This window comes from Streptomyces sp. NPDC001770 (genome assembly GCF_053596135.1).
Window position 1 is genome coordinate 46,493 of record NZ_JBSFFN010000037.1, and the last position, 20,447, is coordinate 66,939.

The following is a 20,447-nucleotide window of genomic DNA, read 5'->3' on the forward strand; positions in this document are numbered from 1 at the left end:
CGGTGTGCGTGCCGGTCGGCCGTGCCCGCCGCTCCCCTTCCGGTGTGCCCGCTGACCGGCCGTACCCCTGATCCGCCTTCTCGTCGTGCCCGCTGTTCCGTCCCTGCCGTACTCCTCGTTCGCCACCGTTCTGGAGACACGCTCATGACCCTCGCAGCCACCGGTGACCTGGTCGCCGCAGCCGCCGCCGAGCACCGGGCCGTCGCGGCCTTCAACGTCATCACCCTGGAACACGCCGAGGCGATCGTCGACGGCGCCGAGCGGGCGGGCTCGCCGGTCATCCTCCAGATCAGCGAGAACGCGGTGAAGTTCCACCACGGCCGCCCCGTCCCGCTGGCCCGCGCCGCCGCGGAGACGGCGCGGGCGGCCGGGGTGCCCGTGGCGCTCCACCTTGACCACGTGCACAGCGTCCCGCTGCTCCACCAGGCCGCCGAGTGCGGGTTCGGCTCGGTGATGTTCGACGCCTCCCGTCTGCCGTACGAGGAGAACGTGGCGGCCACCCGGGCCGCCGTGCTCTGGGCCCACCGGCACGGGTTGTGGGTGGAGGCGGAGCTCGGTCAGGTGGGCGGCAAGAACGGCGAGGCGCCGCTCGACGCCCATGCCCCCGGCGCCCGGACGGACCCGGACGAGGCACGGGCGTACGTGGCGGCCACCGGTGTCGACGCGCTCGCGGTGGCCGTCGGCAGCTCCCACGCCATGACCGTCCGTACGGCACACCTCGACCACCGTCTGCTGGGGCGGCTGAGCGAGGCGCTGGACATCCCGCTGGTGCTCCACGGCTCCTCGGGCGTACCCGACGCGGAGCTGCGGCGGGCAGTCACCGGCGGCATCGCGAAGATCAACATCGGTACGGCCCTGAACACCGCGATGACCGGCGCGGTGCGGGCCCACCTCGCCGACGACCCCCGGGCGGTGGACCCGCGCGGCTACCTCGGTCTCGGCCGCACGGCGATGAGCCGCACGGTCACCGCCTTCATTGGCGTCCTCGAAGGAGCCGTCGCCCCCGTCGCCTCCGTCGTCGCGCAGGCTCCCGCACGCTGACCCGCCGCGCCCGCGCCCGGGTCGCCGTGAGCCGGTGTCGCTGTGCGCCGGCGCCCCCGTGACCCTGGCTCCCCGTGACCCTGGCTCCCCGTGAGCGGGGGTCACCGTGAGCGGGGGTCACCGTGAGCCGGGGTCACCTCGGGCGGGTCATATCGCGTCCGGGCCGCGCTCCCCGGTACGGACGCGTACGACGGTCTCCACCGGGACGGCCCACACCTTGCCGTCACCGACCTTGCCGGTCCGGGCCGCGCGGACGACGGCGTCGATGACCGCGTCCGCGTCGGCATCCTCCACGAGGACCTCGATACGGATCTTGGGCACCAGGTCCACGCGGTACTCGGCACCCCGGTACACCTCGGTGTGGCCGCGCTGTCGTCCGTACCCGCTGGCCTCCGTGACGGTCAGGCCCTGCACACCGTGCTCCTGGAGAACGGTCTTCACCTCGTCGAGGCGGTGCGGCTTCACGACCGCGGTGATGAGCTTCATGAGGGCGGAATCCTGTCCTTGGTGGGCGGGTTCGCCCGGGCGGCGGGCGCCTGGGCGACCTGCTGGTGGGCGCCGTGCGGATGAGCGCCGTGCGGGTGGCTGCCGGGGACGTGCGCCTGCGGGGAGGCGAGGCCCTGGACGCCGTGATCGTAGGCGCTCTCCGCATGCACCGTCCGGTCCAGGCCGGCGAGTTCGTCGTCCCTGGAGGCGCGCAGCCCCATCGACCGGTCGATCGCCTTGGCGATCCCGTAGGTCATGAGGAAGGTGTACGCGGACACGACCAGTACCGCCACCGCCTGCTTCAGGAACAGGGCGAGCCCTCCGCCGTAGAGAAGTCCCTCCGGGCCGCCGGTCATCGGGGCGGTGGCGAACACCCCGATGAGCAGGGTGCCGACGACGCCCCCGACGAAGTGGACGCCCACCACGTCGAGCGAGTCGTCGAAGTCGAACCGGAACTTCCAGGCCACCGCGTACGAACACACCACGCCCGCCGCCAGGCCGACCCCCGCACCGCCCAGCACCCCGACCGTGCCCGACGCGGGCGTGATCGCCACCAGCCCGGCGACCGCCCCCGACGCCGCGCCGAAGGTGGTCGGGTGACCGTCGCGCTTCTGCTCGACGAAGAGCCAGCCGAGCAGGCCGGTCGACCCGGCGACCAGGGTGTTGAGGACCGCGGCCGCCGCCAGCCCGTCCGCGTGCAGGGCCGAACCGCCGTTGAAGCCCAGCCAGCCGAACCAGAGGAGTCCGGCACCGAGGATCACCATCGGCAGGTTGTGCGGGCGCATGGCTTCCTTCTTGAAGCCGATGCGCGGTCCCAGCACCAGCGCGAGCGCCAGCCCCGAAGCCCCGCAGGCGATCTCCACCACGAGGCCCCCGGCGAAGTCCAGCGCGCCGAGCGTCCGCGTGATCCACCCGCCAGGACCCCAGACCCAGTGCGCGACCGGAACGTATACGAAAAGGGCCCACACCGGTACGAACACCACCCAGGCCGCGAACCGCATGCGGTCCGCGACCGCCCCGCTGATCAGCGATGCCGCGAGGATCGCGAAGGTCAGATGGAAGGTGCCGAACAGCAGGGTGGGAACGCCGCCGGTCAGGGTGCCGGGCCCGATGTCGGCGAGCCCCAGGTGGTCGAAGCCGCCTATGAGCCCCGCGAAGGAGTCGTCGCCGAAGACGAGGGAGTACCCGGCGACCAGCCAGGCGACCGTGACCAGAGCGATCGCCACGAAGCTCATCATCAGCATGTTCAGGACGCTCTTGGCGCGGACCATGCCGCCGTAGAACAGGGCGAGCCCCGGAGTCATCAGCAGGACGAGTGCGGTGGCGGCGAGCAGCCAGGCGGTATCGCCCGTGTCGAGAGCTGCCGAGGCAAGGGGAGCGGGGGTCACCAGGGGGCCCTCCTCGGGGCGGCGTGGGGTTCCGGCGAAGGAGAGGGTCGCGGGCGCGCGTTACGTACGGAGTACGCGGAAGTTTCCGGCGCATTTCATTGCCCGAGGGTGACGTAAGGAACAACGCCCGGTGCGCGGTGCGGAGCCGGCGGGTGGCCGGTACGCGGGGCGGCCCGGCGGCTCAGTGGGCGGGCACCCGGGCGGAGTTGGGCGCGTGCGCGCCGGCGCGGTGCACGCCCGCGCGGTGCGCACCAGAGCCGTGCGCACCAGAGTCGTGCGCGCCCGTGCGGTGCGCGCCCCTGCGGTGGTGACCTGGAAGGGGCGGCTGCTGGTGCCGTGACCGGCGGAGAGGATCGAGTCGAAGGCTGTCATGCGTTCGACTATCCGCCGGTCGCCGACGATTGCCCTCAACCCGTGGGTGGAACTCGGGTGGATCTTGGGTGGAGCCGGGTGGAGGCCTCCGGGGGAGTGCGAAGAGACCCGTGGGTGGAGCCGGTCGATGCTCCCGGCTCCACCCACGGCCCACCGTCAGCGCAGCGACTTCAGCATCTCCGCGTTGAACGGGGCGATGTCCTCGGTCCGCCCCACCAGCGTCTTCGCCGCCCACTCGGGGTCGGCGATCAGGGCGCGGCCGACCGCCACCATGTCGAACTCGTCGCGCTCGATCCGGTCGAGCAGCTGCTCGATGCCGGTGACCGGAGAGCCCAGGCCCCGGAAGGCGTTGAAGAACTCCCCGTCCAGACCGACCGAGCCGACGGTGATCGTCGGCAGGCCGCTGATCTTCTTCACCCAGCCGGCGAGGTTCAGGTCGGAGCCCTCGAACTCCGGCAGCCAGTAGCGGCGGGTGGACGCGTGGAAGACGTCCACACCGGCCTCGGCCAGCGGCGTGACCAGGGCGGCCAGCTCTTCGGGGGTCTCCGCGAGCTTCGCGTCGTACGCGTCCGACTTCCACTGGGACATGCGGAAGATGAGAGGGAAGGAGTCGGAGACGGCGGCCCGGCAGGCCGCCACGATCTCGGCGGCGAAACGGGTGCGCGCGACGAGGTCGCCGCCGTAGGCATCCGTACGGCGGTTGCTGCCCGACCAGAGGAACTGGTCGATGAGGTAGCCGTGGGCGCCGTGCAGCTCGGCACCGTCGAAGCCGAGGCGCTCGGCCGCCGCGGCCGCGTCGGCGAAGGCCGCGATCACGTCGTCGAGGTCCTGCTGCGTCATGGCGCGTCCCTTGGGCTCGCCCGTGAGGGAGATGCCCGACGGGCCGACCGGCTCCGCGTCGGTGAACGGCGGGGCGCCTTCGGTGCGGGTCACGCCCACGTGCCACAGCTGGGGAACGATCGCGCCACCCTCGCGGTGCACGGCGTCGGCGACATCGGCCCAGCCGGCGAACGCGTCCTCACCGTGGAAGCGCGGCACCCGGTCGCTGGTCCCGGCCGAGGGGTGATCGACGTAGGTGCCCTCGGTGATGATCAGCCCCACCCCGCCGGCGGCGCGGCGGGCGTAGTACTCCGCGACGTCCTGGCCGGGGACACCGTCCGGGGAGAACGCGCGGGTCATGGGCGCCATGGCGATCCGGTTGCGCGAGGTCAGCCCGCGCACGGTGAACGGGCGCGAGAGGGCCTCCGCCGCGCGGTGGGCTCCGGGAAGGGCGGTCACATCGGTCACGTCGAGTCCTCTTCGTCGGCTGGTGTCGGGTACCCCCGCAGCTCAACACCGGTCCACCGCTCAGGCTTCCCGGCCCCGACCCGTTGTGGCCGAGATCTCCCGCGTACCGGCTCTTCGCGGGGCGGTGGTGACGGTGACCGCGAAAGGACGGCCACGGCGACCGCGGGCAGCGGCCCGCCCCCACCGCTGCGACGCGGTGGGGGCGGGCCGCCGGAGCAGGCCGGGTTACGGCGTGACCCGGTTGCCGCCGAAGGTCACCACGAGGCTGCCGTCCGAGGCGAAGGACCAGCCCAGGGCGCCGCTGTACGCGGAGCACCGGGAGCCGTTCGTACCGGACCAGAACTGGTTCGAGCTGTCCGCGTCCCCGATGGTCTTGTCGTTCGACCCGTCGCCGCTGCGGCAGGAGGTGTTGCCGCGGAAGACCGAAGTGCCTCCGTCGAAGCTGAAGTTGCGCTCGGCGTTGTCGATGCTGACGTTGTCGGACAGGGCGATCGTGCCGAGGTTCCTGTTGTAGGTGAACCCGTGGTGGCCGTTGTCGTACGCGATGCTGCGCCGGACCACGTGATCGACGGGGATGTCGTCGCCGCCGAGCTTGTACCCGTTCCGGTCGCCGTTCGAGTTCACGGTGCCGTCGCTGAGGGTGCCGTTGCCGTACGAGAGCGAGTCCTCGATGGTCACCGGGCCGATGGGACCCGTGTCGGTCTTCGTGTAGAGGTCCCAGCCGTCGTCGATGTTGTTGTGGGACACGGCGTACCGGAAGACGTTCCCGGGACCGACCGTCAGTTTCGCCGCGAAGCCGTCCGCGTCCTCGCCGTCCGAATCGGCGTTGTCGTGCGACTCCGCGCTCAGGATCAGGTTGTCGGACGGCCACTCGTCCTCGGGGGTGTCGGACGCGATCCGGGAGAGCTGGAGCCCCGAGTCGCGGTTGAAGCGGGTCACGGTGTGCTCGATGACGTTGTGGCTGCCGCCGACGAAGATGCCGTTGTCACCGGCGTGTTCGACCGTGATGCCGTCGAGGTGCCAGTACGAGGCGTTCAGCGCGAGGCCCCGGTTGGTGGTGGCCTCGGTCTGTGCGGAGAAGTTCAGCACCGGGGACTCGCCCGGATAGGCGGCGAGCGTGGTGAGGGCGCCCGCCGTGCCGTCGTGGCCCTGCGGGACGGTGACCGTCTGCGCGGGGGTGTAGGTCCCGCCGCGCAGATAGATGGTCCCGCCGGCCGTGACGCGGGAGATGGCCGAGGTCAGGGTGGTGGGCGCCGACTCCGTGCCCGCCGCGCCGTCGGTGCCGCCCGGCGCCACGTACAGCGCGCCGGCGGCCAGGGGGGCGGTGCTGCTCGCCCCGGCGCCGAGGGATAAGGCGGTGGGGAGGGCGGCGCCTTGTGCGGTGGGGCCGGACAGTGCGATCACCGTCCCGGCGAGCACGCCGACGCTTGCGATCAGGGGCTTGAATTGCATCGTTTCGTCTCCAGGTTGTCCGGCCTGCCGCGCCGGGGGAGCGGCGGAGCCGTGGGGGGAGGAGCGGGGACGAACCGGCGCCGCCGTGTGGCGGCGCGACGGTTCGGGTACATGAACCGGGCGGGCGACCGGGTGCCGGTCCAAGCGGAGCAATCGCCTCCATCGGACAGTAAGTGGGTGCCATGTACACGTCAATAGACGTGTACATGATTGCTGTCTATGAATGTGAACCTCTGCCTCGTTGTGCGACCCCGGTGAGTCGCTTCGGGGTGCGCCGGTCACCGCCGGAACGGGAAGCGGCGCAGGCCGCACGGATCACCGTGCGGCCTGCGCCGTATGACGGGCCTCAGGAGCTCCTGAGCTCCTGAGCTCAGGAGCTCAGGGCCTCAGGCGGCGATGCGCGCGACCCGTTCCGCCCGCTCGCTCTTCCAGAAGCCCGAGAAGGTGATCCGGTCCTTCGGCAGGCCCACGCGGACGAGGTGGCGGCGGCCCTCGGTGGCGAGGGTGGACTCGCCGACGACGAAGGCGTACCCGGCCGCGTCCACGGTGTCGTGACGGCGGAGCTCCTCCAGGGCGGCGGCACCGGGCACAGCGGTCGCGTCGTCGCGCACGACCCAGGTCACCGAGACGCCTGCCGGGGCGTCGAGCGGGCGGCGGTCCCCGGCGAGCGGGATCTCCTGGATGACCCGCCCCACGGTGTCGCGAGGGAGTGAACGGAGGATGCCGGCCGTCGACGGCAGGCCGCTCTCGTCCGCGACCACCAGCACCTCGGTGGCGTCGTCCGGACGGTCGAAGATGCCGCCCTGGTCCAGCAGGGCGACCGGGTCGCCGGGGCGGGCCGCGCATGCCCAGATCGCCGCGCCGCCCTCGGGCTCGCCCCCGGGGCCGAAGTGCACCACGAAGTCGATGTCCATCTCGGCCGCCGCGGGGCGGAAGCCGGCCACGGTGTAGTTGGCGCAGTACGGCCGTACGTCCTCGGGGAGGGCGTAGTACGGGTCCCACCAGCGCTGCGCACCGGCGAGCTCCGGCATGACGAACTCCTGCTGGTGCGGCCGGCGCAGGAAGAGCCGGAACCAGTGGTCGTATCCCCGCCAGGGGAAGTCTCCGAGGTTGGCGCCGGTGATCGTCACGCGCTGCATCGACGGGGAGAAGCGCACGCTGCGGACCACTTCGCCGCGGAACAGAACGGGATGCTTCGGCATGAGCCTGGGGGTTTTCGCCACGAAGGAAGGTTAGCCTAAGTTAACTCGCCGTCAACAGGTGGAGTGGGATGTCTTCCCGCGCCCGGTGCGCGGTCCGGCGCGTCCCCGGCACCCCGCACGCTTCCTCTACCTGCAATGAACCATCAAAGTGCCGCAAAAAATCAATAGAGAGATGCCTGCTGGACGAGAAGCGGTAGGAAAACCTCACGCACGAGCCTTGTGGCGGCCCCTGCCGGGTACCTACTGTCGCCTCACCTCACGACGCCCGATCCGCCTCGAACGTCCAGGGCGGTTCGCGCCCGACATGAGACCCGACACGAGAATCGAGCTGGGGATGGCACGGATGGCACGGAGCAGCAGGCGAAGGGCGGGACGGAGAACCGTGGCGGCGGTCGTCGCCGCCGCGGGGATCTGCCTGGGTCTCGGCGGCGGTACGGCCCAGGCGGACGCCGTCGGCGCCCGTACCGGTACGGCCCGGCCGGCCGCCCCCGTGGTGACCCGCGCCGGACTGGATCCGGCGCTGGTGGCGGGGGCCGGCGCGGACCTCGGGACGGCCGAGCAGGAGGCGGAGAACGCCGTCACCGACGGCAAGGTCATCGGCCCCGACCGGCGCGCGTACACCCTTCCGGCGGAGGCGTCCGGGCGGCGGGCGGTGACCCTGGAGCCGGGCCAGTACGTCGAGTTCACGCTGCCGAGCGCGGCCAACGCGATCACCGTGCGGTACAGCATCCCGGACGCGCCGGGCGGTGGCGGCATCACCGCCCCGCTCGACGTGACCGCGACCGGGGCGGCCGGGCGGGGGCGTACGCCCGCGACCAGGAAGACCCTCACGCTGACGTCCCAGTACTCCTGGCTGTACAACCAGTACCCGTTCTCCAACGACCCCGGTGCCGGTCTGCTGCACGACGACTGGTGGATCACGGAGTGCGGCTGCGTACCCGCCGCCACCAGCCCCGCCCCGGTGATCGACAAGCCGTTCCGGCCCAGCCACTTCTACGACGAGCAGCGCCTGGCGCTGGGCCGTACGTACCGGGCGGGCGACACCGTCCGGCTGTCCGTCCCCGCGCGGGCCGGGGCGGTGGCGACGACCGTCGACGTCCTCGACTCGCAGCTGGTGGCGCCCCCGCGCATCCTGCCCCTCGCGGCGAACGTACTCGCCTTCGGCGCGGACCCGACCGGCCGGCGGGACTCGGCCGGAGCGATCGACCGCGCCATCGCCTTCGCCCGGCGCGCGCACCTCACCGTCTACCTCCCGCCGGGCACGTACCAGGTCAACCGGCACATCGTCGTGGACGACGTCACGATCGAGGGCGCCGGAAGCTGGTACACGATCGTCAAGGGGCGCCAGGTCACGCTGGACACCCCGGCGGCCGACGGCTCCGTCCACACCGGCGTCGGGTTCTACGGCAAGGACGCGGCGTCCGGCGGCAGCCACCACGTGCGCCTCTCCGGTTTCGCCATCGAGGGCGATGTGCGCGAGCGCATCGACACCGACCAGGTGAACGGCGTCGGCGGGGCGCTCGGCGACTCCGTGATCGAGGGGCTCTACGTCCACCACACCAAGGTCGGCATGTGGTTCGACGGCCCCATGTCGAACCTGCGGATCACCGGGAACACCATCACCGACCAGATCGCCGACGGTCTCAACTTCCATACCGGCGTGACCGATTCGGCCGTGACGAACAACTTCGTGCGCAACTCCGGCGACGACGCCCTCGCCCTCTGGTCGGAGAAGAGCGCCGACGCCCGCAACACCGTCGACCACAACACCGTGCAGTCCCCGGTCCTCGCCAACGGCATCGCGGTCTACGGCGGTACGGACACCACCGTCTCCCACAACCTCGTCGCCGACCCGGTCCGCGAGGGCAGCGCCCTGCACATCGGCTCCCGCTTCGGCGCCGAACCCTTCGCCGGGTACCTCCACCTCACCGGCAACACCACGGTCCGCGCCGGTACGTACGAGCTGAACTGGAACATCGGCCTCGGCGCCCTCTGGTTCTACGCGCTGGAGCGGAACATCGACGCGGACATCCGGGTCACCGGCGACAGCTACCTCGACTCGACCTACAACGCCCTCATGCTGGTCACCGACTGGCCGGTGAAGGACACCTACAGGATCAGCGGCGTGCACTTCAAGGACGTACGGGTGGACGGCACCGGCACCTCGGTGGTCAGCGCCCGCGCCGCCGGATCGGCGACCTTCGAGAACGTGGACGCCCGCAACGTCGGCGCGGTCGGCATCAACAACTGCGGATCGTTCAACTTCCCCTCCACGGGATCGGAGTTCACCCTGACCGACCTGGGCGGCAACGACGGAGGCGGCACCACCGGCCCCTGGTTCGGCGCCTGGCAACTGCCCAACACCCTCACCTGCGACGACCGCCCGCCCGTCGTCGCACCCCCGGCTCCGTCGGCGTGGTGAATCGGTGATCCGGTGATCCGTACGCGGTGACCCGGCTGATCCGGTCCGGTCCGGCCCTCGCCTCCCGTCGCATGGGGAGGAGTCAGCCGGACCGAACCTGCGGGCCCGGTGCGCCGAGTGGGTCGCGTTCCCCCGGAGTTCACGCTTCCGCCGTCTCCCGCCCGCCCGGTGCTGGGACCATCGCGGCCGACTCGGTCGTGGATCGCCGCGCACCGTCGCGCAACGGAGGACAGATGCCACCGAAGAGAACGTACGCAGCACTCGGAGCCCTGGTCGTGGCCGGTGGCCTGCTGGCCGGAACCGGTGCGGCGAGCGCGCACCAGCAGGCGCGCGGGCCGGTCGCCTTCCAGCGCACCGCGACCTACCCGGTCTTCCAGAACCGGCCGGCCGGCGAGGACCCGGCCACGCCCACCGTCGCCGAGATCTCGGCGGCCAGCGAGGACGGCCGGACCCTCGTCCACACCGACGCCCTGGCCCGCCGTATCGGCTTCCTCGACATCACCGACCCCGGCGAGCCGCGCGGCCTCGGCACGCTGTCGCTCTCCGAGCTCGGCGACGCCGAGGACGAGCCGACCTCGGTGGCCGTCGTCGGCGGCTACGTCCTCGTGGTCGTCAACACCAGCCCCGACCACGCCCACCCCTCCGGCCGCCTCGACGTGATCTCGCTGCGCGACCGCCGCCGGGTCACCAGCTTCGACCTGGGCGGCCAGCCGGACTCCATCGCGGTCACCCAGGACAAGCGGTACGCCGCCGTCGCGATCGAGAACGAGCGCGACGAGGAGGCGACCCCGCCCGGCGGCAAGAAGGGCGACCTCCCGCAGGCTCCGGCCGGCTTCGTGCAGATCGTCGACCTGAAGGGCGCATCGCCGCAGCAGTGGCGCACCCGGCCGGTACCGCTCACCCGCCCCGACGGCACGGCCCTGCCCGCACTGGCCGCCGCCGGCCTCGCCGAGCCCACCGATCCGGAGCCGGAGTACGTCTCCGTCAACCGCCGCGACCAGCTCGCCGTCACCCTCCAGGAGAACAACGGTGTCGCCCTGATCGACCTGCCGACCGGCCGGATCACCAAGGCCTTCAGTGCCGGGACGGACACGGTGCACGGGATCGACACGGCCAAGGACGGCGTGATCGACCAGACCGGCTCGATCACCGACGTGCCGCGCGAGCCCGACGCGATCGCCTGGATCGACGACCGCTACCTCGCGACCGCCAACGAGGGCGACTGGAAGGGCGGGACCCGCGGCTGGTCCGTCTTCGACAGCCGTACCGGCGAGGTCGCCTGGGACGCGGGCAACACCTTCGAGCGGCTCGCCGTCCGCTACGGCCTCCACGACGAGGACCGCTCGGCGAAGAAGGGCACCGAACCGGAGGGCGTGGCGGTCGCGACCTTCCACGGGGTGCGGTACGCCTTCGTCGGCTCCGAACGGAGCAACTTCGTCGCCGTCTACGACCTGACCCGTCCGACCGCCCCCGCCTTCCGCCAGATCCTGCCCACCACCAACGGCCCCGAGGGGCTGCTGCCGATCCCGTCCCGGGACCTCCTCGCGGTCTCCAGCGAGGAGGACGACGCCTCGGTGAACGTACGGGCCTCCGTCAGCCTCTTCCGGCTGGGCAACGGCACCCCCGCCTTCCCGGGCATCCTCTCCGCCCCGGACTCCACCGGTGCCCCCATCGGCTGGGGCGCCCTCGGCGCCCTGTCCGCCGCCCCCGGCAGGCCGCACGAGCTGTACACCGTGACCGACGCGGCGTACTCCCTCACCCGGATCCTGACCATCGACACGGCCCACCGCCCCGCGGTCATCACCCGCGCCCTCGCGGTCAAGGACGCGGAGGGCAAGCCCGTCGGCTACGACGCCGAGGGCATCTACGCCCGCCCCCAGGGCGGGTTCTGGCTCGCGGTGGAGGGCGCGACGGGCACCGGCAACCAGCTGGTCCGCCTCGACCGCGACGGCACCACCCGCCAGGTCGTCCCGCTCCCCGCGGACATCGCCGCCGGGCTGACGAAGCAGGGCTTCGAGGGCGTCACCGCGACCACCGACCGCCGGGGCCACGAGATCGTCTGGGCCACCCTGCAACGCGAGGTCAAGGGCGATCCCACCGGAGTCGTCCGCCTCGGCCGGTACGACGTCCGGGCCGGCACCTGGAGCTGGTACGGCTACCGGCTCGGCACCACGACCACCCCCGGCGACTGGATCGGACTCTCCGAGATCACGGTGGTCGGCGACAAGCTGGCCCTCATCGAGCGCGACAAGCTCAACGGCCCCGCCGCCGCGGTCAAGCGGATCTACACGGTGGACCTGCCCAAGTCCGCCGCTGCGAACGGCGCGTTGCAGATCCTGCCGAAGACCCTTGCCAAGGACGTACTGCCCGAACTCCGGGCCACGAACGGCTGGACCCAGGAGAAGCTCGAAGGCCTCACCGTGGGCGCCGACGGCCAGGTGTACGCCGTCACCGACAACGACGGCCTCGCGGACGCCACGGGCGAGACGGTGTTCCTGCGGCTGGGGTCGCGGGGGGCGGTGTTCGGACGGGGGTGAGGGGCTGCGGGCCCGGAGCCGAGGGGCTGCGGGCCTTCGTGAAGTCGTACGCGAAAGCGGTGGCCCCCCGGCCGCCGTGCGCGCAGCCGTGCGGAGCGACCGTACCGACCGTACGTCCGTACCGACCGTACGTCCGTACCGGTCCCCGCAGCCCGCGCGGGTCGATGTGCTCTGCACCTGTCGCGGAACCCCTGCGTTTGTCGCCGCCCCCCTGCAGCTTTGTCCGTGATCGGTAACCGAGCTTCCTCGTCCGGCTGTTCGCATGTGTAGATGGGTGCACGGCACCGGACAGGGCACCGACGGACACGGCATAAGGGGCGGGCGGACATGGCGAAGCACAAGGGAAAGGGATGGCACGGCAAGGTCTTCGCGGTGGCGCTCGGGGTGACGGGGGCGGCCGTTGCCGCATCCATGTGGACGGCGCAGGCCGACACCTCCGGCCGGCCGCAGCCGCAGGCGCACGCCTCGGCACCCGCCGTCAGTCCCGTCGCGGTGGGCATCGTGCACGCCTCCGACCAGGGCCCCAAGGGCGTGAACATCACCATCGACGACGGGCCCGACCCGACCTGGACGCCGAAGGTGCTGGAACTGCTCAAGGAGAACGGCGTGAAGGCGACGTTCTGCATGGTGGGCACACAGGCCAAGGCCTACCCGGACCTGGTCAAGGCGGTCGTGGCGGACGGCCACCGGCTCTGCGACCACACGATCTCGCACGACACCGCCATGGACAAGAAGTCCGAGGCCTACCAGTCCAAGGAGATCCTCGACGCCGAGAAGATGATCACCGAGGCGTCCGGGGGCGTCCAGCCGATGTACTACCGGGCTCCGGGCGGTGCCTTCACCCCCTACAGTCGGCAGTTGGCCGCTTCCCGGGGGATGCGCCCGCTCGGCTGGAACGTCGACACCAAGGACTTCGAGCACCCCGGGGTGGAGACCATCGTCGCGACCGTCAAGAGCGAAATAGCCAACGGCCCGACCGTCCTCTTCCACGACGCCGGCGGTGACCGCGCCGAGACCGTGGACGCCCTGCGCGAGGTGCTGCCCTGGCTCAAGGAGCAGGGGTACTCGTTCGGCTTCCCCGTACGGTGAGCGGGCGATGCCCCACGGGATCCCGCCGGTCTCGCCGACCGTCGTGAGCGGCGGAAAGGGAAAAGGGGCCTGACAGGTCCTCGGAGTGGTGCCTATGATGCCGACGATGACTGACAACTCCTCGTACGGATCGGGGGAATCGTCCGCGCAAGGTGAGTGCTGATGGCACTTCATCCCGCGAACACGATTCCGGCCCACCTTCTGATGTGGCAACGCGTGCGCGAGTACGCCGTGCCACCGTCCATGATCGAGACCGCGGCCGCTCGGCGTGCCGTCGGCGACTGGGCCGGGGCGTGCGCCGCCGCCCGGGTCGATGTCGACTTCGATCTGCGCGCCGTGCGCCACCGCCACGGCACCCCGCTCGCCTCCCGGCTCCGGGCGGATCTGCGCCGTCTGGCGCCGGACCTGCTCCGCTGGCACATGCCCCGTACGGCCCCCGACGGGCGGCTCCGCGACGGCCTCACCCTCTCCCTCGCCCGGTACGGGTGCGAGGGACCCATGGCGCTGCACCTGGTGGTCCGGACACCGCCGGCCCGGGCGGATTTCGGGCAGCGGATGTCCCTGGCCCTCTGGGAGGGGACGGGGAACGACGCTCCCACGCACCATCCGCACCCGCGCCCCGACCGGCGCTTCCGGCTCGACCTGCACCGGCATCTCTGGGACCACGAGCGGAGCGGCGAGCTGGCCCGGCGGTGCGGCGCCGGCGGGGTGCCGTCCCCGGCTCGGCCCGACCCCTCCCCCGTACTCGCTCGGCCTGCCGTGCCGGAGCTCCCCGACACCCGCGACGGTTCGTGGGCGGTGGCGGACTGGGCCGCCGAGGCGGAGTTGCTGCTGCGGGCCGAGGGGCTCCCTCGCGGCGCCTTCACCGTGCGGCTCGGTACGCGGAGCCGCGCCGTACTCGAACTCGTCGCCCCCGACGACAGCCATGCCCCGACGTTCCGGCAACTGCGCGAGCCGCTGCCTCCGCAGGAGGTCGCGGCGCTCCCGATGCTGCCGGAGGCGGCTGCCCGGGTCCTGCCGGACCTGGAGCTGCTCCGAGCGGGGATGATCGCCGCCGACCGGCTGCATCCCCTCGTCGCCGCGGCGCTGGCGGCGTCGGGCCCTCCGGCCGTGCCCGGTACGGGACCGGGCGCCGTCCCCGTGTCCCCCGCCGGTGATCCGCACCGGGTCGAATGCCGGGGTGAGGTCCACCGGATCGCGCTGCGGGACGGGGTGCTGACGGCCGTCGATCACGGTGCGGTACAACTGCGCCGCGAGGCCCTGCTGGTCGCGCTCGGCGGACCCCCGTTGGCCTGCCTGCGCGCCATCGACGAGGTGCGCCGCGACCCGGAGGCGCTGCCCGCGGTCCGGGAGCGGCTCGGCCACGGAGACGTCGCCGGCGCTCTGGCGGTGGTCGAGGGGCTGCTCGGGCCCGGTGCCGTCCTGCGCGAGGGGCCGCTGCGGGACGAGTTGGAGTCGGCCGCGGCCCGCCGCATCGACCACGGACTCTTCCGCTCGGGCCTGGTCGCCGTGCACCCCGCGGCCGGTACGGCGGCGGGCGGTACGGCGGCGGACCCGAGGTCCCCGGAGACGGGTCACCGCCCTCGGCCCGACCGCCGTACACCGCTGGCGATGCGCTCCAAGCTGAGCCGCCGGGCCCGGCCCCGTACCGGCATGGCCTGATCACCCGTCCGACCCTAGGGCCGGCGGAGAGAGCCGTCCCACCTGATCGGCGTTCCCCACCGCGTCGCGGCCGGAGGGGCCGCTCCACCGGTTCAGCCCTCGCGCCCGAGTCTCCGGCCCGCGCGCGGTCGGTCCCGTACCTCCACTCCATTTCCTCCTCCTCCACCCAAGGTGATGCCCATGACCCCGAGCACCCTCCTGTCCACCTCCACCTCCACCTCCACCTCCACCTCCACCTCCACCTCCGCCTCCGCCTCCGCCTCCGCCCCCGTCCCCGGCCGTTCCGCGTCCGCCGCCGCTCCGATCAGCACCCGCCTCGCCGTCGCCGACGGCCTCCTGAGACTCCTGCGGACGACCACCACCGAGCCGCGCCCGGACGAGCAGCTCGAAGCCCTCACCCTGGCCGTCTCCGCGGACCTGCCCGTGCTGCTCTGGGGGGAGCCGGGTATCGGCAAGACCGCGGCCCTGACCCAGCTCGCCACCTCTCTCGGCCTGCCGCTGACGACCGTGATCGCCAGCGTCCACGAGCCGACCGATTTCTCCGGCCTGCCCATCGTCGGCGACGACCCGGAGGTACGGGGCGTGCCGATGGCCCCGCCGCAGTGGGCGGTGGAACTCGTGAGGGCCGGACGCGGCCTGCTCTTCCTGGACGAGCTCTCCACCGCCACGCCGGCCGTCCAGGCCGCGCTGCTCCGGGTGGTCCTGGAGCGGAGGGTCGGCACGCTGCAACTGCCGCCGGAGGTACGCATCGTGGCCGCCGCCAACCCCAGCGCCTCGGCGGCGGACGGGTGGGAACTGAGCCCGCCGCTGGCCAACCGGTTCGTCCACCTGTACTGGACGCACGACCGGGAGGTGGTGGTGCGCGGGCTGGGCGGGGTCTGGCCCCGCGCGGAGCTCCCCCGGCTGGCACCGGAGAAGCTGCCGGAGGCGGTGGCCTTCGCCCGGCGCGCGGTCTGCGGATTCCTGGACACCCGGCCCACGCTGATCCACCGGCTGCCCAGTACGGAGACCCGGCGCGGGGGTGCCTGGCCCTCGCCCCGGAGCTGGGAAGCCGCGCTCACCCTGCTGGCCTTCGGTACGGCGGCCTCCGTCTCCCGGGAGGTGCTGGCGCTGCTGGTGCGGGGCACGGTCGGGGACGGGCCGGGGCTCGAACTCCTCGCCCATCTGGACCGGATGGATCTGCCGGACCCGGAAGCGCTGCTCGCCGATCCACCCTCCGCCGAACTGCCGGAGCGGGGCGATCTGCGGCAGGCGGCCCTGGAAGCGGTGGTGGCCGCCGTCGGGGCGCGGCCCGAGCGGGCACGGTGGGAGGCGGGCTGGGCTGTGCTGGTCAGGGCGTTGGAGACCGGGGCTCCGGACCTGTTGGTCGCCCCGGCGACGGCGCTGGCCTCGCTGCGGCGCGACGACTGGGAGGTGCCGGAGGCGGTGGAGCGGCTGGTGGCGGTGATCGGCCTCGCCCGGCGGGCGGACCGGTCGGTGGGCCGGGTCGCGGCGGCGGCCGACGCCGCGCGCACCAAGGCAGCGCACCGATGACGGGGGGTACGGAGCGTCCGCTGCCGCGTCCGGTGGCCCGGCCCGCTCCGCCGCGCCCGGCGGCCCGCCCCGCTCCGCCGCGTCCCGTGGTGGCCACCGCGCCCCGGCAGGCGGCCGGGTCCGGTACGGCGCACGGCGGGCCCGGACTCCCGCTGGACAGGGAGAAACTGCTGGCCGGGCGGCTGCACGCGGTGAAGGTCCGTCCCTACCTGGCGAGCGCCCTCTTCGCGCTGCACGTGGTGGAGGACCGGTCGGTGCCGACCATGGCGGTGGACGCGCACTGGCGCGTCTACGTCTCTCCCGCCTTCGTGGCGCGCACCCCGGTGGAGGAACTGGCGGGCGTCTGGGTGCACGAGGTCTCCCATCTGCTCCGGGACCACCACGACCGGGGCGAGCGCTACGGGCGGGAGCACGAGGAGTACGGGCCGGGCGAGCGGCTGCGGCGCAACATCGCCGCCGACTTCGAGATCAACGACGACATCTACGGCGACGGCCTGCCGATGCCCACGGGGGTGGTGCTGCCGTCGCTGCTGAACCTGCCCGACGGGCTGCTGATGGAGGAGTACCTCCGGACGGCGTCGATGTCCGGACTCACCGGGAACCTGGCCTGGCTGGACTGCGGCAGCGGCGCCGACGGCCGGCCACGGGCGTGGGACCTGGGGCCCGACGGCTCGCACGGGCTGAGCAGGCAGCAGCGGGACGCCGTCCGGTTCCGGGTCGCCGAGGGGATCAGGGGCCGGCCGGGCAGCGCTCCGGAGGGATGGCGCCGGTGGGCCGACGAGGCGTTCCATCCCCCGCAGCCCTGGCGGCGGCTGCTCGGGGCGGCGATCCACTCCGCGGCGAGTGCGCCGGGGGTGGGGGAGAACCACACCTACCGGCGCCCGTCCCGTCGCTCGGCAGGCCTCCGCGGGGTGCTTCTGCCGAGTCTGCGCCGTATGCCGCCGCGGGTCTGCGTCGTGATCGACACCTCGGCGTCGGTGAGCGACGCCGAACTGGGCGGCGCCTTGCTGGAGGTGGCGGCGATCTCCCGCGCGGTGGGCGGGCGGCGGGACCTCGTCTCGGTGATCTCCTGCGACGCGGCGGCCGGGATCGCCGTGCCGCTCTGCCGCGCCGAGGGGATCGAGCTGATGGGCGGCGGGGGTACGGATCTCCGCTCCGGCTTCGCCCGGGCGCTCCGCTCCCGGCCCCGCCCGGACGTGATCGTCGCCCTGACGGACGGCCAGACGCCCTGGCCGACCACGCCGCCGCCCTGCCGCACCGTGGTCGGCCTCTTCCCCCGCCCGGCCCGCGACGCGGAGGGCGACCCCGGCTACGTACCGGACACCCCGCCCGCCTGGGCGCGTACCGTCACCATCGGCTGAGCCGCCCACTCTCCCGTGCCGTCCGGCGGTCCCGCCCGCCGAAGTCCGGGATTCGTCCTCGAAACGGGTCCGCACCCGAAGGGAGTCCCCTCAGGAAGAATCCTCTTCGGGTGGGCTCGCCTTTCTTTTCCGCCGGTGATGTCGAATTCCTCTGGTGATTCCTCGACGGCGGTCCACTTCCTGGATGAATGGCCGGGGAGTGGAGGCCCCATCGGTTCCGTAAGTCTCATTCAATGGCGTCGCCAAAGGCCCGGCCCCGCTCATTCCGTGGAAGGTGTGTGCGGCGCCGTGTGCGACATCTCCCCATCGGGTCGGACGTGCGCGCGCATCCGGCGGACGGACGCCTCTCCGCCTTGCCCTGCACGGTACTTGGGGTCGCTCGACGGAACGTGACGGGTTATGGAACAGCTCTTGGGTGATCATTTTCGTGGTAGAGTATTAATGAATTCACAGAACGCCGCGAGCAAAAGGGGAATGGCGTGAACACCGAGAAGGTTACGGCTCGACGTCTTACGGCTGACGAGATTTCAGGCCTGGGACCCCAGGACAACATTTTTGTTCCGGCAGGGGTGGACGGCCTCTCTCTCGACTGCTATGCCCCGGCATTCCTCACGGCGCCGGGCAAGGAATTCGAAGGCGGGTCCTTCATCGCGAAGACGGTCTTCGGCGACGAGGTCCACGTCCTCCCGGACAACGCCGACGAGGGCGGTATCTGGGCCGCCGACGAGGCGGGGGAGGCGATCGAGGTCCTGCAGAGCGCCGGCGTCCTGCTGAACCTCGCCCTCTTCGTGCCCAACGGGAGCAAGGAGTCCCTGGACTCGCTCTACGCCTCCGCGCGCGAGGCGTTCGGCGCGGGTGTCGTCCAGCGCTGGAGCGAGGAGACCGTGGAGGTACCGGACGTCAAGGTCGACCTGTACGAGGAGCCGGCCCGGGCGCGGAAGGGTTCGAACGGCCAGAACCGCGACCGTCGCGCCCTGGACATCTACCCCACCCGCGTGCGGTTCCTGGAGCCCAGCGACGGCTGGAAGTTCATCGTCGAGCCGCACAAGGAGATCGTCGACGACACGCCGACGATCTGACCTGCTGGTCCGACCCGCTGATCGGATCTGATCCGACCTGAAGCGACCCGGCTGGGATCCTCCCGGCCGGGCGCTCTGCGTTCGGGCGCCGTTGCGCGGCCGTCGCCGGGGAAACACATCGACGCGAACACCGCCCCTTCCGCCTGCCGTTCGCCCCTGCGGAACAACATCGTGGTCCTGCCACGTAAGGGCTGTCCCGCGATTCCTGGTGAGTGCGCGACGACAGCTACGGCACCTCGCCGCGTTGAGGGACCGGACGGACCTGACGGTCTCCTCGTCCTGCCGGAACCGGAACCGGAACGGGAGGGTTGCCTGGAGAGGGAGGGGACGTCCGCGTGGAGTTCCCGTGGGGAACCCTCCGGCCCGCGCGGCGGCTCGTCGGAGCCGTGGCCCGCCCCGGGGACGGGGCGGAGGCCGTCGGGTCCGATGAGCCGCCGCGGCCCAGGCCGGCCGGGGAGGATCAGCGCAGTCCGGCGAAGAGATCGTTCTCGGGTACGGCCGCGCCGGTGGCGTCCTTGACGCGTACGAAGGTCTCCACGCCCATCAAATCGGCGAACCTCTCCTTGCCCATCTTGAGGAAGAAGATGTTCTCGCCCTGGCTGGCGTGCGCCGCCAGGGCATCGAACTTCTGACCGCTGAACGCGGTGGTGTCCACCCACGTGGTGATCTCGTCGTCGGGGAGGCCGATCTCGGCCATCGCGGCGGCCTCGGCGGGATCCGGCTCCGGCATGTCCTCCTGGAACTCGCGCATGGTCTCGCCGAAACGCTGCATCATCGAGCGCGGCATGGTCGTCCAGTACACCTTCGGTGTCAGCGCGGTCATCTCCAGCGCGGCCATCGTGATGCGGTGGGCCTGGATGTGGTCGGGGTGGCCGTAGAAACCGTTCTCGTCGTAGGTGACCACCACATCGGGCCGGTAGTGCCGCATGAGCTCCGCGAGCCGGGCAGCGCCTTCCTCGACGGGGGTCTGCCAGAAGGATCCGGGGGCCTCGTTGCTCGGCCAGCCGACCATCCCGGAATCGGCGTAGTCCAGCATCTCCAGATCGCTGATCTTCAGGACCTCGCGGCTCGCGTCGAGCTCCCGGCGGCGCATCGCGGCGACGGCCGCCGGATCGTGCCCGGGGTCGCCCGGTTTGCTGCCGCCCGGTCCGTCACCGCAACCGCCGTCGGTACACGTCACGAGCACCGTGCGGATGCCCTCCGCCGCGTACCGCGCGAGGACCCCTCCCGTACTGGTGGCCTCGTCGTCGGGGTGGGCGTGCACTGCCATGAGCGTCAACGGCCGGTCAGTCATGAAAGAACAGTCCTTCTGCAGATTTACGTTGTGGTCCGAGTACACGGCGGGCGTACCGCGACAGGGGCGGGCGGTCCCCGGCGGTCAGGACGACCCTGTGGCCGCCCTGTCTCCGCCCGTTCGCCGCCGCCCCTCTCTCACAACCGTGCCGACCGGACCGACTGTTCCCGGCACGTCCACTTGGCCCAGAGGCCGTGCCCGGCCCTGCCCGGCCCCGCCCGTCGGACGGGACCAGGAGCGCG

15 protein-coding genes are annotated in these 20,447 nt (G+C 72.3%); 9 read left to right on the plus strand and 6 right to left on the minus strand.

What is annotated here, in order from left to right; all coding sequences use genetic code 11:
- Positions 1 to 144: 144 nt before the first annotated feature.
- Positions 145 to 1,041, plus strand: coding sequence for a class II fructose-bisphosphate aldolase (locus ACWCSV_RS28115; RefSeq protein ID WP_451146879.1), 897 nt, complete (start codon positions 145 to 147; stop codon positions 1,039 to 1,041).
- A 147-nt stretch (positions 1,042 to 1,188) separates the two neighbouring features.
- On the opposite strand, the gene ACWCSV_RS28120 is transcribed toward ACWCSV_RS28115, so the two are convergent.
- Both ACWCSV_RS28120 and ACWCSV_RS28125 read right to left on the minus strand, forming a co-directional pair.
- Positions 1,189 to 1,527 carry a P-II family nitrogen regulator gene (locus ACWCSV_RS28120; protein ID WP_451146881.1) on the minus strand — a complete coding sequence of 113 codons (339 nt, stop codon included), beginning with the start codon at positions 1,525 to 1,527 and terminating at the stop codon, positions 1,189 to 1,191.
- Positions 1,524 to 2,915 (minus strand): ammonium transporter, encoded by a 1,392-nt coding sequence (locus tag ACWCSV_RS28125; RefSeq protein ID WP_451146883.1) that lies wholly within the window; start codon positions 2,913 to 2,915, stop codon positions 1,524 to 1,526. Before ACWCSV_RS28125 ends, ACWCSV_RS28120 begins: the two co-directional genes overlap by 4 nt.
- 214 nt (positions 2,916 to 3,129) lie before the next feature.
- Between ACWCSV_RS28125 and ACWCSV_RS28130 the strand changes: the two genes are divergently transcribed.
- On the plus strand, positions 3,130 to 3,255 hold the full coding sequence (locus ACWCSV_RS28130; RefSeq protein WP_451146885.1) for a hypothetical protein: 126 nt from the start codon (positions 3,130 to 3,132) through the stop codon (positions 3,253 to 3,255).
- Positions 3,256 to 3,443: 188 nt separating this feature from the next.
- On the opposite strand, the gene ACWCSV_RS28135 is transcribed toward ACWCSV_RS28130, so the two are convergent.
- The 3 genes from ACWCSV_RS28135 to ACWCSV_RS28145 form a co-directional block, all read right to left on the minus strand.
- Positions 3,444 to 4,574, minus strand: coding sequence for an NADH:flavin oxidoreductase (locus ACWCSV_RS28135; RefSeq protein ID WP_451146887.1), 1,131 nt, complete (start codon positions 4,572 to 4,574; stop codon positions 3,444 to 3,446).
- A gap of 225 nt (positions 4,575 to 4,799) precedes the next feature.
- A complete protein-coding gene (locus tag ACWCSV_RS28140; protein WP_451146889.1) occupies positions 4,800 to 6,026 on the minus strand; it encodes a right-handed parallel beta-helix repeat-containing protein in 1,227 nt (408 codons plus the stop codon).
- Between the two features lie 386 nt (positions 6,027 to 6,412).
- A complete protein-coding gene (locus ACWCSV_RS28145; RefSeq protein ID WP_451146891.1) occupies positions 6,413 to 7,249 on the minus strand; it encodes a siderophore-interacting protein in 837 nt (278 codons plus the stop codon).
- A gap of 322 nt (positions 7,250 to 7,571) precedes the next feature.
- Between ACWCSV_RS28145 and ACWCSV_RS28150 the strand changes: the two genes are divergently transcribed.
- The 7 genes from ACWCSV_RS28150 (at position 7,572) to ACWCSV_RS28180 (ending at position 18,911) form a co-directional block, all read left to right on the plus strand.
- Positions 7,572 to 9,650 (plus strand): glycosyl hydrolase family 28-related protein, encoded by a 2,079-nt coding sequence (locus tag ACWCSV_RS28150; RefSeq protein WP_451146893.1) that lies wholly within the window; start codon positions 7,572 to 7,574, stop codon positions 9,648 to 9,650.
- Between the two features lie 233 nt (positions 9,651 to 9,883).
- Positions 9,884 to 12,187, plus strand: a complete 2,304-nt coding sequence (locus ACWCSV_RS28155; RefSeq protein ID WP_451146895.1) for an esterase-like activity of phytase family protein — start codon at positions 9,884 to 9,886, stop codon at positions 12,185 to 12,187.
- 327 nt (positions 12,188 to 12,514) lie between these two features.
- Positions 12,515 to 13,276, plus strand: coding sequence for a polysaccharide deacetylase family protein (locus tag ACWCSV_RS28160; protein ID WP_451146897.1), 762 nt, complete (start codon positions 12,515 to 12,517; stop codon positions 13,274 to 13,276).
- A 162-nt stretch (positions 13,277 to 13,438) separates the two neighbouring features.
- Complete coding sequence (locus ACWCSV_RS28165) at positions 13,439 to 14,938, plus strand: hypothetical protein (RefSeq protein WP_451146901.1); 1,500 nt, start codon at positions 13,439 to 13,441, stop codon at positions 14,936 to 14,938.
- 180 nt (positions 14,939 to 15,118) lie between these two features.
- Positions 15,119 to 16,471, plus strand: a complete 1,353-nt coding sequence (locus ACWCSV_RS28170) for an AAA family ATPase (RefSeq protein WP_451146903.1) — start codon at positions 15,119 to 15,121, stop codon at positions 16,469 to 16,471.
- On the plus strand, positions 16,468 to 17,832 hold the full coding sequence (locus tag ACWCSV_RS28175) for a vWA domain-containing protein (protein WP_451146905.1): 1,365 nt from the start codon (positions 16,468 to 16,470) through the stop codon (positions 17,830 to 17,832). The genes ACWCSV_RS28170 and ACWCSV_RS28175 overlap by 4 nt, the downstream gene beginning before the upstream one ends.
- 479 nt (positions 17,833 to 18,311) lie before the next feature.
- Complete coding sequence (locus ACWCSV_RS28180; protein ID WP_451146907.1) at positions 18,312 to 18,911, plus strand: hypothetical protein; 600 nt, start codon at positions 18,312 to 18,314, stop codon at positions 18,909 to 18,911.
- 460 nt (positions 18,912 to 19,371) lie between these two features.
- Here ACWCSV_RS28180 and ACWCSV_RS28185 read toward each other — a convergent pair whose 3' ends face one another.
- On the minus strand, positions 19,372 to 20,205 hold the full coding sequence (locus ACWCSV_RS28185; protein WP_451146909.1) for a PIG-L family deacetylase: 834 nt from the start codon (positions 20,203 to 20,205) through the stop codon (positions 19,372 to 19,374).
- Positions 20,206 to 20,447: the final 242 nt, after the last annotated feature.

What these genes read in the sequence shown, in the direction of transcription:
- ACWCSV_RS28160 (WP_451146897.1), top strand. Translation starts at nt 12,515, where the DNA reads ATGGCGAAGCACAAGGGAAAGGGATGGCACGGCAAGGTCTTCGCGGTG.
- ACWCSV_RS28120 (WP_451146881.1), bottom strand. Translation starts at nt 1,527, where the DNA reads ATGAAGCTCATCACCGCGGTCGTGAAGCCGCACCGCCTCGACGAGGTG.
- ACWCSV_RS28155 (WP_451146895.1), top strand. Translation starts at nt 9,884, where the DNA reads ATGCCACCGAAGAGAACGTACGCAGCACTCGGAGCCCTGGTCGTGGCC.
- ACWCSV_RS28150 (WP_451146893.1), top strand. Translation starts at nt 7,572, where the DNA reads ATGGCACGGAGCAGCAGGCGAAGGGCGGGACGGAGAACCGTGGCGGCG.
- ACWCSV_RS28175 (WP_451146905.1), top strand. Translation starts at nt 16,468, where the DNA reads ATGACGGGGGGTACGGAGCGTCCGCTGCCGCGTCCGGTGGCCCGGCCC.
- ACWCSV_RS28115 (WP_451146879.1), top strand. Translation starts at nt 145, where the DNA reads ATGACCCTCGCAGCCACCGGTGACCTGGTCGCCGCAGCCGCCGCCGAG.
- ACWCSV_RS28170 (WP_451146903.1), top strand. Translation starts at nt 15,119, where the DNA reads ATGACCCCGAGCACCCTCCTGTCCACCTCCACCTCCACCTCCACCTCC.
- ACWCSV_RS28185 (WP_451146909.1), bottom strand. Translation starts at nt 20,205, where the DNA reads ATGACTGACCGGCCGTTGACGCTCATGGCAGTGCACGCCCACCCCGAC.
- ACWCSV_RS28165 (WP_451146901.1), top strand. Translation starts at nt 13,439, where the DNA reads ATGGCACTTCATCCCGCGAACACGATTCCGGCCCACCTTCTGATGTGG.
- ACWCSV_RS28140 (WP_451146889.1), bottom strand. Translation starts at nt 6,026, where the DNA reads ATGCAATTCAAGCCCCTGATCGCAAGCGTCGGCGTGCTCGCCGGGACG.